General features: G+C 54.9%; 11 protein-coding genes and 1 tRNA gene. 5 read left to right on the plus strand and 7 right to left on the minus strand.

The genetic code is table 11. The features are described 5' to 3' along the window. Window positions 1-378 precede the first annotated feature (378 nt). Complete coding sequence (locus tag ACTO3O_RS04260; protein ID WP_297829739.1) at window positions 379-759, minus strand: winged helix-turn-helix transcriptional regulator; 381 nt, start codon at window positions 757-759, stop codon at window positions 379-381. Window positions 760-974: 215 nt separating this feature from the next. On the opposite strand from ACTO3O_RS04260, the gene ACTO3O_RS04265 reads away from it, so the two are divergent. Then, entirely contained in the window at window positions 975-1424 is a 450-nt protein-coding gene (locus ACTO3O_RS04265) for a cupin domain-containing protein (RefSeq protein ID WP_297829737.1), read from the plus strand. Window positions 1425-1511: 87 nt separating this feature from the next. Here the strand turns inward: ACTO3O_RS04265 and rfbC are convergent, their stop codons facing one another. Genes rfbC through ACTO3O_RS04280 form a run of 3 tightly spaced genes read right to left on the minus strand, consistent with a single transcriptional unit; the run spans window position 1512 to window position 5383 of the window. After that, window positions 1512-2078 carry a dTDP-4-dehydrorhamnose 3,5-epimerase gene (rfbC, locus tag ACTO3O_RS04270; RefSeq protein ID WP_297829695.1) on the minus strand — a complete coding sequence of 189 codons (567 nt, stop codon included), beginning with the start codon at window positions 2076-2078 and terminating at the stop codon, window positions 1512-1514. Between the two features lie 19 nt (window positions 2079-2097). Continuing rightward, on the minus strand, window positions 2098-4266 hold the full coding sequence (locus tag ACTO3O_RS04275) for a GDSL-type esterase/lipase family protein (RefSeq protein WP_297829693.1): 2169 nt from the start codon (window positions 4264-4266) through the stop codon (window positions 2098-2100). A gap of 52 nt (window positions 4267-4318) precedes the next feature. Next, the gene (locus tag ACTO3O_RS04280) at window positions 4319-5383 is read right to left on the minus strand and encodes an acyltransferase family protein (protein ID WP_298080649.1); all 1065 of its coding nucleotides are present in this window, start codon (window positions 5381-5383) and stop codon (window positions 4319-4321) included. Between the two features lie 152 nt (window positions 5384-5535). On the opposite strand from ACTO3O_RS04280, the gene ACTO3O_RS04285 reads away from it, so the two are divergent. Continuing rightward, complete coding sequence (locus ACTO3O_RS04285) at window positions 5536-6795, plus strand: phosphoglycerate kinase (protein WP_297829689.1); 1260 nt, start codon at window positions 5536-5538, stop codon at window positions 6793-6795. Between the two features lie 126 nt (window positions 6796-6921). On the opposite strand, the gene ACTO3O_RS04290 is transcribed toward ACTO3O_RS04285, so the two are convergent. Next, window positions 6922-7740 (minus strand): hypothetical protein, encoded by an 819-nt coding sequence (locus tag ACTO3O_RS04290; RefSeq protein ID WP_297829687.1) that lies wholly within the window; start codon window positions 7738-7740, stop codon window positions 6922-6924. A 449-nt stretch (window positions 7741-8189) separates the two neighbouring features. On the opposite strand from ACTO3O_RS04290, the gene ACTO3O_RS04295 reads away from it, so the two are divergent. The 3 genes from ACTO3O_RS04295 (at window position 8190) to ACTO3O_RS04305 (ending at window position 13208) form a co-directional block, all read left to right on the plus strand. Beyond that, a complete protein-coding gene (locus ACTO3O_RS04295) occupies window positions 8190-11675 on the plus strand; it encodes an AsmA family protein (RefSeq protein WP_297829686.1) in 3486 nt (1161 codons plus the stop codon). Between the two features lie 117 nt (window positions 11676-11792). Continuing rightward, window positions 11793-11867 (plus strand) — tRNA-Val (locus ACTO3O_RS04300). Between the two features lie 114 nt (window positions 11868-11981). Next, window positions 11982-13208, plus strand: coding sequence for a site-specific integrase (locus ACTO3O_RS04305; RefSeq protein WP_297829685.1), 1227 nt, complete (start codon window positions 11982-11984; stop codon window positions 13206-13208). Between the two features lie 664 nt (window positions 13209-13872). Here ACTO3O_RS04305 and ACTO3O_RS04310 read toward each other — a convergent pair. Both ACTO3O_RS04310 and ACTO3O_RS04315 read right to left on the minus strand, forming a co-directional pair. After that, window positions 13873-14994 (minus strand): Fic family protein, encoded by a 1122-nt coding sequence (locus ACTO3O_RS04310; RefSeq protein WP_482596495.1) that lies wholly within the window; start codon window positions 14992-14994, stop codon window positions 13873-13875. A 13-nt stretch (window positions 14995-15007) separates the two neighbouring features. After that, window positions 15008-15763, minus strand: coding sequence for a hypothetical protein (locus ACTO3O_RS04315; protein ID WP_298080773.1), 756 nt, complete (start codon window positions 15761-15763; stop codon window positions 15008-15010). Window positions 15764-15932 lie beyond the last annotated feature (169 nt).

Below are 15932 nucleotides of genomic sequence, written 5' to 3' on the forward strand. Positions count from 1 at the left end.
AAGATGGGTGTATCTACTCCTAAACGTCGCCCGCGGCAATTCTTGCCGGATTGGCCAAGTGCCAACCGGCAGAATATGCCCTTTAAGCGGGCGGGCGACGGATTTCACGCGCAGTTCTTTGTTCGCGCACCTGAGGAAATCTTATCAAAACGCGCAAGCGCATTTTGACGATTTCCCTCTTTAGGCGGAGGCGCGCGTCTGTCCTACGGGAGGGTACCGCCCTCAGGCCGGGAGGCCCCGCGTGCCCGCGGTGGGCAATGGGCCGCCTCGGCCCAATCCTTTGTCCGTGCGCTGGCTAATGAGACAAAAACAACCCTAACAAAACGCCTGACGACAACCTCAGCCTCAAACCGTTAAAGCCCGACAAACCATATCTCCTCAACCCGAAATCTGCTCCGCCTCGTAAGCCCGACGGTGTTCGACGATCGACTTCATATTCATTTGGGCCCACTCGGTCAGCCGACCGATGAGCGGAACCAGCGAACGGCCAATCTCCGTCAGCCGATACTCTACCCGCGGCGGCACCTCCGGATAGACCGTGCGACTCACCAGCCCGTCCGCTTCCAGCATCTTGAGCGTACTCGACAACACACGCGACGAGATGTCCGGAATCGACCGGCACAACTCATTGAACCGCGTCGCCTCCCGTTCGCTCAGCAAGACCACCACCAGCAACGACCACTTGTTTCCGAACCGGGCGACGATGTTCCGAATCGGACACATCTCGATCAAAGAATTCCCTTCAGCCTTTTTTTGCATCATTCAACCTTTTGTGCACCAAACACTAACTTTTAGTTAGCAACTTTCAGAATCAAAGTTAATCAATCCGCTGAAAAAAACGATATTTTTCGAACTCCAACCTGTTCTTTATCAGCAAAAGCGATAAAAAAGTTACTATCGGACAAAAATGTAACTTCTTGACAGACATGCCAAAACCACATAGTTTTGCAGCACGAACCAAAACAAACACGATGATGAAACAGATCGAAAAATCGGCAACCGGCAAAAATTTCAGCGCGATCCGGATCGGCAAGCTGAACGAACTGGGAGACTACGTGCTCGAACTGGGGCCCGAAGTCAGGATTCCGGGCAAAGTGTTCGGCGGCAGCGCCGTGAACGCGACGGGCGGCGAGTTTTCATTCCAGGTATTCCAACCCGGGACGGAAACGGGATTCCTGCACACCCACAAAAACCACGAAGAGCTCTACTTCTTCCTCCACGGATCGGGCGAATTTCAGGTAGACGGCCAGATTTTCCCCGTCACAGAAGGGAGCGTCGTCCGCGTCGCCCCCACCGGCCGGCGCAGCGTGCGAAACAATGGAACAGAACCGCTCACGATGCTTTGCGTGCAGTACCGCAGCGCCGCCTTCACGACCGAAGACGCCGCCGACGGCCAGATCCTCGCCGACCCCGTCGAGTGGTAAGACACACTCTATAAAACAAACGCATCCCGGACGACACCTCGTCCCTACAAACGAGGCATCGCCCGGGATGCTATTATACAGCCGAGCCTACAACTCCGACAACAGCGGCTGAACCTGATCCTTCGCCGAGAGCAGCAACCCCTCGCCCGACGGATCGAACCCATACTCCGCCAACCGCCAGTCCACGCCGATCTGCGGATCGTTCCACCGCACCCCGCCGTCGAACTCCGGATGGTAGTAGTCCGTACACTTGTAGAGGAACTCCGTATCGTCCGCGAGCGTCAGAAAACCGTGCGCAAACCCCGCCGGAACATAGAACTGTCGTTTGTTTTCCGCCGACAACTCCACCCCGTGCCACCGCCCGTAGGTCGGACTCCCGGCCCGCAAATCCACCGCCACGTCATAAACCGCCCCCGCCACGACCCGGATCAGTTTGCCCTGCGCATGCTGCGTCTGGAAATGCAGCCCGCGCAACACCCCGCGCCGCGACTTGCTGTGGTTGTCCTGCACGAAATCGACCGGACTGCCCGCCATCGCATCGAAATCGCGTTTGGCATAGGTCTCCATAAAAAAGCCCCTCGCATCGCCGAACACCGTCGGCTCGATCACAAACAGCCCCTCGATCGGGGTCTCCACCTTTTTAAATTCAGCCATTTTCTATCGATTGATTTTTCTATTCCCGAAAAACCGGTATTTCGAAAGTGGATACAGGCAATTTATGAGGCCCCGTTCCACAGAGATTGGCCCGCGTGAACGGCTGCCAGCCATATCTGATCGTATATGGATCTTCCACATCCGGCGAAGAGACCCTGACCGCCCGACAGATACTGTCTATCTCGGCTGTCGCCGGATAAAATATCCCGTCTTCGCCAGCCAGCTCGAAAGTACGCAACGCCTCACCGTCTGAAGCGGTCAACGGCTGATCGAAATAGACATTTACCGTACCCCGTCCATTATATAATGTGCCTTTGACCTTAGGACTGTGATACCAGGGACTCTGTTTATGCAAGGCCCACAAAGCCAACCGTTCGCCGATCGGCTTCTTGTATCGCGGATGGACGTCCGTCGAATCCCCCAGATCGGAACTGACCACCATATGAACATCATCCCACCCATGGAGTCTTTCCTCCAGCCGCCGCTGACTGTCCCGGAAGTGCGGCCAGCTCGGCCGGTTCAGCGACGAGAGCTGGACAAAATAAAACGGCATGGGTATGGCCTTATCAAACGCCTCCCGAAAACTCCTGACCACCGCCGGAAAGAGCCTCTCGTGCAACTCCGCGTTGTGCGCATTGCTCTCCCCCTGATACCAGATCACCCCCTCGGCATCGTACCCCGCCGCCAGCGGAGCCACCCGACTCTCGTACAGATAAGCCGGTTCGAAAAAGTGCCGCTGCAACGGATTTTTCACCCCCTCCAGATTGCCCCGGATCACACCCCGCACCCAATCCTGCGCCATCTCGTTGTTCCGCCAGTCGTAGAGCACATCCACCAGCGCCGGATCGTCCTCTAAGATGCGCCGCGAGACGAACGCCTCGGCCGGCGCCCCGCCCAGCGAAATCTCGATCAACCCCACCGGCACTCCCGCCCCCAGCGAGTCGGCCAGCATCTGTCCGAAAAACCAAGCGACAGCCGAAAACTCCTCCACCGCCGCCGTATCGCTCCCCGAGACCCACCCCTGCGGATTCCGGATGTAATCCAACCGGTTCAGCCGGGCGAGCTCCGTACTGTCCAGCCGCCCCCGCTCATCGGCAAACGTGGGATCGGCCCGGAAGAGCCGAATCCGACCGGTCGGCCTCGCCTCCGCCCGCTCCGCCGCGCGCGCCACCGGCCACGACATGTTCGACTGCCCCGCCGCGATCCACACCTCGCCCACCGCCACATCCCGATACAGAGCCACCGTATCCCCCGTCGCGATCGCCAGCACCCCCGAGAGCATCGGCTCCTCCAGCGGCAACCGCACCTCCCACCATCCGTCCGCACCCGCCGTCACCGTGTCCGAGGCAGCGATCTGTCCAAACCGCAACCGCCCCGACTTCGCCCGCCGCACCGTGTCGGCCACCGTCACCGTCACCAACCGGCCCGCATTCGCCCGACCGCCGATCCGCGTCACCATTCCCCGCTGGAGCACCATCCGATCCGTATAGGCCGGCGACATCCGCAATTTTCCGTAATCACCCGTCAGCGCGCGATAAATCTCTTCGGCCAACAGCCGCGCCCCCTCCACATTCGGATGCACGGCGTCCGGCAACAGCTCCGGCCGATCCTTCAAGACCGGCTCCAGGTCGATCAACCCCGTCCGCTGCGACGCCGCCACCCGCTCGATCGCCTCCTGAATCTGGTGGTGCCAGTCGCGCGTCCCCGCCTTGAACCGCCGGTGACGGTGCGGGATCGGCGTCATCCGACAGATGTAGACCTTCGCCGCCGGATTGGCCTCGCGAAAGCTCTCGATCAGCGCCGCGTAGTCCGGAATGAACTCGTCCCGGAAGTTCGGCCAGTTGCGCGGATCGGTGTCGTTGATACCGAGGTGGATCACCACGATATCCGGTCGGAAAGCGATCGCCTCGGCGTACTCTTTCGTCTTGGTGTACGGATTGTGCCCCTTATTGAGCAGCGTGGCGCCGCTGTGGCCGAAATTGCGGACGTCGTATCCCGCCCCGAGCATCCGCCCCAGCACCGCCGGATAGCAGTTCCGCTCGCGATCCTCGACCAGCATGCCATAAGTGATGCTGTTCCCCACACACGCCACCCGCACCGGCGCCGGTTTCACCGCAGCAGGCCTCCGGGCGCCGCTCGCCCCGGAAACAACCAGCAAAGCACAAAGAGTCAGACAAATTCTCCTCATAGAACGACTCATTTTCGTTGTTTAAGACCTTATAAAGGTAGCTAAAAATCCCTTACTGCCCGCACCCCGCCGCCAAAATCCGCCCCACCCGCCACCGCTTGGCCCACAGCAGTCTCCGCCACACGAGCCACGGCACCGCCACTCCCGCCGCCGTGCTGATCGGCACGCCGATCCACGGATCGAGGTGCGCCCAGTCGTAGAGCACCACCCGCAGCGCCGACTGGGGGAACCACGAGAAGAGAAAGATCGCATACGTCGCCCCGTCGAGCAGCGCCAGGAACCGCCATCCGCTCCGCAGATAGAACCGCCCCAGCGACAACGCGAACAGGATGCCGCAAACCGCCGTGAGCCGCTCCGCCAACGGATTCACCACCCCGTAACCGGTCACTGTCGCCAGCACCGACGTCGCGCCCCAGCCCGCCAACGCCCACAGGCTGCCGAGCGCCAGCCCCTCGTCGATCTCCCGCTGATACGCACAATAGACGATGCCCAGCACGAAGAAAAAGCCGGACTTGACCACCCCGCTCAGGTTGAGCCACCCGACGCCGTCCAACGGATTGAAGACCGACAACGCCAGCGTCGCCAGCGCCCAGCCCCACAGCGGCACCCGGTCGCCGACTCCCAGCCGCCTCAACCCCCGAGCGGCCAGCACCGTCCCGACCAGCAGCAGAAAGATCGTCGGCAGAAACCAATAGTAGACGATCACGTTTTTCGACGGCACGAGCAGCATCTCGAAATAGGCGTCCCACGACAGCTCGACCGGCTTCACCGCCCACCGGCTCAGCCACACCTTGGGCAAAAAGACCAGCGTACTGAGCACGAAATAGGGCACCAGCAGCCGCCTCGCCTTTTTGGCGACGAACGCGCCGACCGGGATGTCTACCAAAGAAGAGCCGGATGCGGTGCAACCGGATCCGGCTGCGGTATACCGCAGCAGATAACCGGACAGAAAAATCCACAGCGGCATGTGGAAACTGTAGATCCAGCGGTAGAGCTCCGCATCGTGCCCGTCGGTCGGAAAGGCATGGCCGACCGCCACCAGCAGGATGCCGAAAGCCTGGAGAAAACTGATATAAGGATTGCGCATATCGAAGTGCCCGAGAAATGTCCGCCCCAAAATTACGCTTTTCCGTCCGTTCGACCGCCACCGTATCCGGCCGCCGCGCACAAGGTTTCGCAATTATTTCTGCATGATAATCCGAAATAATCCCTATTTTTGTCACAGCAAACCGTGTTGCGCTTTTACGTAAAACGAATCATAAACAAACCATGCAACAATCAATCGACACTTTCGATTTCGCCGGCAAACGGGCGATTATCCGTGTAGACTTCAACGTGCCGTTGGACGCCAACTTCAACGTGACGGACGACACCCGTATCCGGGCAGCGATTCCGACCATCAAGAAGGTGCTGGCCAGGGGCGGTTCGGTCATCCTCATGTCGCACCTCGGACGGCCGAAGGGCGCGGAAGAGAAATACTCGCTCAAACACATCATCCCGACCGTCGAAAAACTGCTGGGCCAGAAGATCGAATTCGCAGGCGACTGCATGGGAGCCGAAGCTGCGCAGAAAGCTGCCGCTTTGAAGCCGGGCGAAGTACTGCTGCTCGAAAACCTGCGCTACTACGCCGAAGAAGAGGGGAAACCGCGCGGCCTGAAAGAAGACGCCACGGACGACGAAAAGAAAGCAGCCAAAGCTAAGGTGAAAGAGGCTCAGAAAGAGTTCACCAAGAAACTCGCTTCGTATGCCGACTGCTACATCAACGACGCGTTCGGGACAGCGCACCGGGCACACGCTTCGACGGCGCTGATCGCTGAATTCTTCCCGAACGACAAGATGTTCGGCTACATCATGGAGGGGGAACTGAAGGCGATCGACAGCGTGTTGCAGGCTCCGAAGAAACCGTTTACGGCGATTCTGGGCGGTTCGAAAGTCTCGACCAAGATTACCATCATCGAATCGCTGATGGAGAAGGTGGACAACCTGATCCTCGGCGGGGGGATGACCTACACCTTCATGGCGGCACAGGGAGGCAAGATCGGGAACTCGATCTGCGAAAAAGACCAGTTCGACACCGCCCTGGCGATCATCGAAAAGGCCAAGAAACTGGGCGTGAATCTGGTTCTGGCCGAAGATGCACGGTGCGGCGACGCGTTCAGCAACGACGCCAACGTGAAGATCTGCCCGGCCAACGACATTCCGGACGGCTGGGAAGGGATGGACATCGGGCCGAAGACCGAAACGAAATTCCGTCAGGTGATCGGCGAATCGAAGACCATCCTGTGGAACGGGCCGGTCGGGGTGTTCGAATTCGACACCTTCGCCAACGGGTCGAAAGCCATCGCAGAGGCGATCGTAGAGGCTACGGCAAAAGGCGCCTACTCGTTGATCGGGGGCGGCGACTCGGTGGCCTGCATCAATAAGTTCGGGATGGCGACTAAAGTAAGCTATGTTTCGACCGGCGGCGGGGCCTTGCTGGAATATATGGAAGGCAAGGAGCTGCCGGGGGTTGCTGCCATTCGGAAATAACGGTTTAAGAGCCTCTGGCTCTTCCTGTAAAATAGCTCGGGCGAGTGTCTTATATAAATGACACTCGCCCGAGCTATTTTTACGCTGCCGACGGAAACTCCCACCCAGATTTTGATGAGACTACTTTTAAAATGTAATGCCCAACTTCAATCTGACTGCTTGGGGGCGATTTCTTACCTTTTCAGTCTCGGTTTCGTCATAATATTCGTATGTAACTTTATTATTGAATTGCATCAAAGAATAACTGATTCCAAATGTGATAGAAGTTCTGTTCGAAAGTCGGTGTGCAATACCTACTGTCGGTTCCAACATGATTCCTCCTGGATACGTGATTGTCGTAGTTCCATATGAAGACTTTTTGCGAACTTCTCCTCTTCGGGTATCAATATTATATCCTATATTCAGTGCAAAAAACGGCGATGTATGTTTGTCCAATAAATTGAACCTTCCTTGAATAAAAACGGGAATGCTTATTGAATTTTTCTCTGCATTGGTAAAAATATTAAATCCGACACCTAATCCCACAAAACAATACGGATTGAATTGATAACCATTAATTATATCGATTTCAAAACGGTTAGCAGCTCTATATTCTGTTGATAGGTCAGGACTCAATCTACCAACTCCGAAACCGTATCCGGCTTCCACAAACCCGGCATACCCTTTCGGCTTAGCCTGAAACCTCAATGTGCGATTCGCTACACCGTACCGATTCTGCGTTTGCTCGCGAGTCATTTTACTGATTTCATCCATTTGATAGACGAAAATATTGCCGTCACGTGTCTCGATTTTCAACGATTTGCCAGGTATCTGTTCGATGATCGTCCCACGGATGATCGAGCCGTTTTGCAGATAGATGACATCCGTCATTCCGCCGTTTTGCGCCAGCGCGGCACCCGAAAAGAGCGTAGCCAGGCATACGAGTAGAAGTTTTCGCATGTTCATGTGAAAAAGATTTATGCCCCTCCGGCTCCGCGAAAGACAGGGTATGTAGAAAAAAGAAAGTGTGGAGTCGTTAGTTTATCTGACAGAAGGTTCTGACAAAACCCAAGCACAAATAAACAATACCCCACACTTGTATAAGATATACGCCTAGAACGAGGTACACGAATACAAGTGATGAGTGTTACTGCTATCCTTGTGCTTTAGTGAACTGTCAGATTCTCTGTCAAGGACAAAAGCTAAACACTTTCATCGAAATATGTCCGCCGGGATCGCTCCCGACACCGACAAAGATAAAAAATGTTTTGCTGCGAACACTCTTTTTGGGGTATTGCGAGGGCAAAGGTCGGTGAAACTTTCCGAAAATCCGCTATTGACCTGGAACTATGTTCAGTGTACCTTGCCCCCGAACCACGCCCCACCTGCCGCCAAGTTTTCGTATCTTTGTCCGTATGAAACGGAAGACAGTCAAAAAACTCATATTCATCCCCCTCGTCAGTCTCGTGCTGCTCCTCGGCCTCGCCATCGGCGCCGCCGCCCTGCTCCTCACCCCGAAACGGCTGACACCCCTCGTCACCCGGCTCTGCGACCGCTACCTCGACGCCCAGGTGCGGTTCGACACCGTCAGCGTCGCCCTCTTCCGCGACTTTCCCTACGTCACACTGGAACTGCACGAGACCGAAATCGTCAGCCACGCCTTCGACCGGCTGCCCGACTCCGTGCGCGTCACCCTGCCCGCCGAAGCCGACACCCTGGCCCGGATCGGCCGGGTCGCCGTCTCGCTCAACCCCTGGAAACTCGCCGCCGGACAGGCCGACATCCGGCGCATCGCCCTCCAGGCCGCCCACCTCCACGCCTATGTAGCGCCCGACAGCACCGCCAACTGGGAGATCTACCACGCCGACACCACCGCTCAGGAGAGCGACACCACCGACAACGACCCGTTCGCGATCGACATCGAACGCATCTCCGTGCGCAAAGGCCTGCACCTCGTCTACGACAGCCGCCCGGACAGCATCGCCGGGACGCTCCGCCTGCAAAGCTTCTTCATCCGCGGACAGCTCTCGACCGACCTGTTCCGGAACGAAATACGTCGGCTGCGGCTACGGGACTGTGCCGCCGAGCTGACCCTCGGCAACGAAACCGCCGGGCTGCGGATCGACAGCCTCACGGCAGACGGAGGGCGGCGAGAAGGACTACGCGTCGGGCTCGACGCCAAAACAATCCGATTCAGCGATTTCGACGGACTCGACTCGCTGCAACTGCGAACGGCCCTCCGTTTCGACGGCCCGGATCGCAGAGAATTGAACGTGAGCCGTTTCGACCTGCGACTCAACGACATGCTCGTCACGGCGGCCGGGCAGGCCATCTTCCGCGGCGACAGCATCGTAACGGCACTCGGCATAGAGAGTCAGCGGCTCTCCATCGCCGGACTACTGCGGCTGATCCCCACCTCCGTTCTGCCCCTCGCGCGCGACTATGAAACCGACCTCGCCGCCGCCCTCGACCTTCGGATCGACGGCACTTGGAATCCGGCCACCCGCACCTTGCCGAACGTCACTGCCGACTACCGCATGCCCGCCGGCTACCTTTTTTACGTCAAAGACCGCTACGGCAGCCGGATCGACACGCTGGCTTTGGACGCCACCCTCCGGTTCCGACCGCAACACCCCGACTCAACGGGCGTGGAACTGCGGGAGTTCAAGGTCTCGGGCATCGGCATGCGATTAGATGCCCACGGCGACCTCGACCGCCTGACAGGCGACGCCGGTTTCGACGGCGCAGTGAAAGGCGACCTCTCGCTGGACTACTTGAGCCGCCACTTCCCGGCACAGGACGGATCGACCCTCGCCGGACGAATCGCCATGGACCTGCACGGTCGGGCCCGACTGAGCCAGTTGGACTTAGGCCGGATCGGCGCGGCCCGGATCGGAGGACACCTGACGATGGACGATTTGGTCGTCGTCATGCCGAACCGCCAATTCCGGCTCACCGTAGACGGCGGACGCTTCGGGATGGGCACCGGACTGGCCGCGAGCGACTCGCTGATCGCCGCCGGAACGGAGGCCATCGGGGCGACGCTCAGCCTGGACACCATAGACATGGACATGGGACGCGACCTTTGCGTCAAAGGCCAGCAAATCAAGATACACGCCACCACGGCGACCAAAAATTTGGTTCGGGACACCACAGCCGTACATCCGTCACAGGGGACACTCTCGGCAGCCGGACTGCGCATCGAACTGGGCGACTCGATGACCGTCATCGGCCGGCGGCTCGACTCGCATTGGAGCATCCTGCCGGCCCGGGACAACCCGAAAATTCCGCAGCTGGCATTTCAGGCAGACGCCCGGCGACTCTCGCTCCGCCAACCGACCGGACGCTTCTCCGTCACCCGCGGCAACGTCGCCCTGTCGGCCACCCTCAACCGGCCCGACACCGCCCGACTCCAACGACGCGCCCACCGGCTCGACTCGCTGCAACGACTCTATCCCGACGTGCCGCGCGACTCGCTGTTCGCCCACACCCGGAGACTGCGCGGCGGGAAAGCGCGGCCGACCGACGAATTTGCGGACAACGACATCGACATGCGCGTCTCGTCGGAGCTGGGCGACGCCCTGAGACGATGGCAACTGAACGGAGCGATCCGGGCCCGGTCGGGACGGATCGTCACCCCCTACTTCCCGCTGCCCACCACCCTGCGCGACATCGACCTCACGTTCAATACGGACGAGATTCGCCTGAAACGCACCTTCGTCAAGGCCGGAGAATCGCAGGCCGTGCTGACCGGTAACATTTCAGGATTGAAACGCGCCATGCTGGGTCGCGGTCGGATTCGAGGCGACCTGGAAGTAACGGCCGACACGCTCAACCTGAACGAAATCATCCGTGTAGCGAACGCCGGTTCGGCCTTGGTAGCCCAGGGGGGCGTCGCCGAAACCGAAAGCGACGACCAGCTGGAAGAACGCATCCTCCAGTCGGCCGACACGACCGCAGCCACCGCGCTGCTGGTGATTCCGGGCAACATCGACATGCGCTTCGACCTGACGATCCACCGGGGGATGTACGCCAACCTGCGGTTAGACAGCCTCTCCGGCGAAGTGATCGCCCGCAACCGGGTGTTGCAGCTCTCCGACCTGACCATGCGCAGCAATGCGGGCAATCTGCGGATGACAGGCCTCTACTCGACCCGCACGCCGGAGGATATCCAGGCGGGCTTCGATCTGGAGATGGAGCAGATCCAGGTGGCGCGACTCACCGAACTGATCCCGTCGATCGACACCCTGATGCCGATGCTCCGGTCGTTCTCGGGCGTGGTGGACTGCCAGCTGGCGGCGACGACACGGATCGACAGCGCGATGAACATCCTCCTTCCGACGGTCGACGCCGCGTGCCACATCTCGGGCGACAGCCTCGTGCTGCTGGACGGCGAGACCTTCACCGAGATCTCGAAGATGCTGATGTTCAAGAACAAGAAACGGAACCTGATCGACCACATCTCGGCCGAGTTTCTGGTGCGGGACTCGCAGATCGAGATTTTTCCGTTCGTCGTCGAAATCGACCGCTATCGAGCCGCTGTCAGCGGAGTGCACAAGATGGACATGACCTTCAACTACCACATTTCGGTGCTGAAATCGCCGATTCCGTTCCGGCTCGGCGTAGACATCTTCGGCAACCTCGACGACTTCGACTTTAAGATCACACGGGCGCGATACAAGCACTCGAACCTGCCGACACGGGTAGCGATCATCGAAACGACACGAGTGAACCTGCGGAATTACATCCGCGACGTCTTCATCCGCGGCGCCCGGAGCGCGAGCGACAGGTCGCTGCGCATCACGCCGGAAATGGCCGCTCCGACAGAGATATTGCCGCCGGCCGACTCGCTGAATGCGGCGGACTCGGCGGCGCTCAAAATATTCGAGCAAAAAGATTGATTTTCTCAGTTTGATTTTCAGATACTTGCCAAAAATTTCAGCAGAAAACGCAAAAAAAGCCCCCTTGTTTTTGGAGAATCAGAAAAAAGCCGTACATTTGTATCGCAATCAACGCAGGGGAGCTTAGCTCAGTTGGTTCAGAGCGTCTGCCTTACAAGCAGAGGGTCGGGGGTTCGAATCCCTCAGCTCCCACTAGATTATCAGAGAGTTACAATTTCGTAGCTCTCTTTTTTATGCCCGTTTTCGAGGTGTTTTACACGTTTTGCAGCCCGTTGTGTAAGCAAATGTGTAAGCAGAAAAACACCCATGAAAGCCAACGTGGACGCCATCTGTTACCGTTCCAGACCGCTCAAAAACGGCGAATTTCCCATCATGCTCCGTATCACAAAATCCAGACAGCGCAAATATGTTTCACTGGACCTCTCCGTACGCGCCGACCACTGGGACTTCACCCGGAATCGTCCGAAACGCAGCTGTCCCAACAAAGAGCATATCGAACGCCTGATCGCTGCCAAAATCACGGAGTATAACACCCGGATTCTTGAACTGACGACACAGGAGCGCGCTTACACTGCCGAATCTTTAGTTGCCTCTTTGCAAGCCAAAACACAGCTCCGGACGGTTCATGACTTTTTCCGGAGTCTGATCGCCGAGCTGCAAAAAGCCGGAAAGTTGGGCAATGCTTCTGTTTACCGTTATGCCCATGATTCTTTGTTGAATTTCACCGGAGGACGGTTAGGTATTCCATTCAGCGACATCGACCCGGCGTGGTTGAAACGCTATGAGGCTTGGTTGCGGGCCAGAAACTACAAAGAGACCACCCTCAGCCAGCTATTCCGCACGCTACGGAGCGTCTATAACAAAGCCATCGAACAGCAACTGGTCAAACGGGAATATTACCCATTTACAATGTTCAAAATCAACCGGTTCGATACCTCCACCCGTAAACGAGCGATTCCAAAAGAGACGATACGCCGGATCATAGCACTTGATCTGAGCGACGCATGGCCTAATACCAGACTGGCCCGTGATCTCTTTGTGTTCAGCTACTTCGGCGCAGGTATCAACTTTACGGACATGGCCTGCCTGACCCTTGGGAACATACAGGAGGGCTGGGTGCATTACGTACGCAAGAAGACCGGCAAGGCGATTCGTTTTCCATTGACGGACGAGACCTGCACGATTCTGGCCAAGTACCGGCAAACCAACCCAACGAGTGACGATTATTTGTTTCCTATATTGGACAAGCGGACGCATCGCACGGAACAGCAACGCTACGACCGGATTCATAAGATGCTGACGAACACGAATCGTCGGTTGAAAGAGATCGGTCGGCGGGTAGGCATCGAAAATCTGACCACCTACACGAGCCGCCACACGTTCGCAACGATGATGCTGACGCTCGGCGCAGACCTCTATACGACCTCGAAACTGCTCGGTCATGCCGATGTGAAGATGACGCAAGCCTACGCCAAAATCATCAATCAGAAAAAAGACGATGCGGTCAATCTTGTCAATGGCCTGTTTGATTGACATGGGGGATTTTGCAGCCGGATGCCGTTGTTTGGCAGTTCTGGCGGGCATTTATATTTTAGTTTACTTTAGTATCTATATATAGGGCATAAAAACTAAAGTAAACCGTTTCATGCAAACAACTGAAAAGAAATGCGATTGAACTTTGATGACCGAAATCGTACACTAAAACTGGATTCTTACACTCGAATGCCGGTAGCATTATCGACAAGGCAAAGGTCGTAACTCGACAGCTGATAAATGAACGAATTATGTCTGAGAAGCAAACCCGTTCTTAACCCGCGAGAAACAATTACGGGTAACAATTCTTTTTACTCCCTTTTGTCGGTTGAAACCCATTCGCGAATTGAGGTCTAAAATCTTCCGACCGGGAAAAGGTTGTTTATCTATTTGACTGCCGCTCCATAATCTGTCATATATCAGACAAACCCACTGCCCCTGCTTGCAGATTGTATGGTAATCCTCCCTGCAGCGTAAGACTGTTGGGGTATTAGGCTCCCCCGAAATAATTTTCGTGGCACACGGGCAAGTCCGAACAAAAACGGCTGTGACAAACGTCCAATGCAAGAAACAGCTCCAACCGCCGAAAGCTATCCAATAAAAATGTCACAAAAGGATATCGCTATGAAGATGGAAAGGTCCATAATGGAAGCAATTATCAAGACTATTGCATTTTCTTTATTTCGTTATATAGAGCCAGCCCTTTTGCCGTAAGCAGATATTTTTGTCTCGGGTGATTGGGCTTGTCGGGATATAGCACCTTGAGAAAACCGGCTTCGGAAGCGGGGCTTATATAATTCTCCAAAAATGTCGGACGATGTTTTAGACCGACTTTCTCCATCAATACTTTTAACGATAATTGTTCGTTTGACATAGCTAATAACAAAGTGCGAACTTGCTCGGTTACTTGCACGGAAGGTTGTTCGGTACTTGTGCGGTCAATTTGCTGGACTTGTTTGGCAGTCAGCTCTTCCAGAGCATTAATCACCATATACCTATTCCGCAACTCATTGTTTTCCCCCAATAACAGATTGCGAAAGAACCGCTCCAAATATTCGGAATTACGCATGATGCCTTTTTGCACGTTTTGGTAGTTGGCACGTACCAGCGCATTACGGAAATACCACGAATGATAGGCGAACAGGTCGTTTGTTACGTCAAAGCCCATAGAACGTAGATAGAGAATCGTGAACACGGCAGTTGTTCTGGTATTTCCCTCGCCGAATGGATGGATTTGCCATAATCCCGATACGAATTTGGCGATGTGTTTCACAAGCCCGTTTTGATCTACTTTAGAATAGTCGAACTGGTGTTCTTGTTCCAAGTCGTATTCAATCGCTTTGCGAAGGTCGGGTGCGGAAACATACAGCACCGTATCACCACGTAGCACCCATTCCTTTTTGGTAATGTTGTAATCGCGGATTTGCCCCGCAAATTTGAAAACTCCGTCAAAAATCCGACGATGAATTGATGTCAGTCCGACAAGTGTAAAAGCAAATGTTTTCTCGGTAAGAAGTCGACGGATGTTGGTTGATGCCATATCCGCTTCGTGGATTTCTACATCTTCGGGCGTATGTGCTATTTTCGATTGATAATAGCTACGAATAAGTTGTTCGGCTTCGTCGATTGTAATCTCGCCCTCAATATCTTTACGTGCGGTCTCAATCAAGTAGTCGGAAGGCTTCAAGCCATCGACGGCCTGCAACCCTATTGCGGTCTGCCATGCGTAACCCTTTTCCCGCTTCTGCGGCTCGCCTTGGCGTATGTATTCGTCGAAGTTAGTCATTATTGTATGAAAATTATATATTTATACTCGGTTTTGTCCATAACCAAGTGCCTTCTATTTGTTGTTGTGGGTTAATAAATTCCACATCTATTATTTTCCGGGCAAATTCAATGTTCTTTTTAAGCGTTTCTACTTCAATATCAGACAATCTGAATTTAAAGGAATGTTGCATATAAGTATTGGTATCTGCAATATGAATCTTACATATAGCAGAATAATCCCCCGTCTTCCAAATCATCGAATTTTTATAAAGTCGTAACAATTCATTATATTCATTAGAACGCCTTATTGCATCTGCATCAATCTGGCCAACAGTTCTTTGATTTTCAATGAATGAATTTAATTTGTAGGCAAGTTGTTTCCTTCTGTCAAGAAATGATAACGATTGAAAACCTATAAACTTTTCTATTAATACGTCTTTATAAGCATTGATCGCTATGGCATTTTGCTGTTTAGCCATAGTTGCATTGCCTGTCGGGGCTTGAAGTTCATATAACGTTTCACTATACCATATCCACTTAAACGTATGACTGGCACCATCTTTATCCGTTATGCATAATTCGATATTGTCTATTAAAGCGTGTTTTCTTCGAGCTAAAAAAGACAACCTGATATTGAAAGCATTACCGAATTTGATAAAACCGACCTCCGCCTCTTCCTCATGGTAAACACTTATCTTAGGTTTTTGCAACCAGTGATAAATCCAGGATATTATTTGCGGAAGCCATGCTAATGCACCTAAAATAGCTGCAACGTCTATAATTTTCATAATACAATAAATCTAATCAGTTCAATAATTCCATTGCTGCACTTTCGTCTTGTTCGATGGCTGTTTCTACTGCGGTTTTGGCAAGGTTTAATAATCGTTTGCTTTCACGTCGTAATGCAAAACTTTCTTTCACCTTATTTGTAATCTCTTGCTGAATTTCTTTGCTTAA

This window comes from Rikenella sp. (assembly GCF_056799795.1).

Excerpts from the sequence above, each read along its gene's own strand:
- ACTO3O_RS04260 (WP_297829739.1), bottom strand. The coding sequence starts at position 759 with ATGCAAAAAAAGGCTGAAGGGAATTCTTTGATCGAGATGTGTCCGATT.
- ACTO3O_RS04265 (WP_297829737.1), top strand. The coding sequence starts at position 975 with ATGAAACAGATCGAAAAATCGGCAACCGGCAAAAATTTCAGCGCGATC.
- rfbC (WP_297829695.1), bottom strand. The coding sequence starts at position 2,078 with ATGGCTGAATTTAAAAAGGTGGAGACCCCGATCGAGGGGCTGTTTGTG.
- ACTO3O_RS04275 (WP_297829693.1), bottom strand. The coding sequence starts at position 4,266 with ATGAGGAGAATTTGTCTGACTCTTTGTGCTTTGCTGGTTGTTTCCGGG.
- ACTO3O_RS04285 (WP_297829689.1), top strand. The coding sequence starts at position 5,536 with ATGCAACAATCAATCGACACTTTCGATTTCGCCGGCAAACGGGCGATT.
- ACTO3O_RS04290 (WP_297829687.1), bottom strand. The coding sequence starts at position 7,740 with ATGAACATGCGAAAACTTCTACTCGTATGCCTGGCTACGCTCTTTTCG.
- ACTO3O_RS04295 (WP_297829686.1), top strand. The coding sequence starts at position 8,190 with ATGAAACGGAAGACAGTCAAAAAACTCATATTCATCCCCCTCGTCAGT.
- ACTO3O_RS04305 (WP_297829685.1), top strand. The coding sequence starts at position 11,982 with ATGAAAGCCAACGTGGACGCCATCTGTTACCGTTCCAGACCGCTCAAA.
- ACTO3O_RS04310 (WP_482596495.1), bottom strand. The coding sequence starts at position 14,994 with ATGACTAACTTCGACGAATACATACGCCAAGGCGAGCCGCAGAAGCGG.
- ACTO3O_RS04315 (WP_298080773.1), bottom strand. The coding sequence starts at position 15,763 with ATGAAAATTATAGACGTTGCAGCTATTTTAGGTGCATTAGCATGGCTT.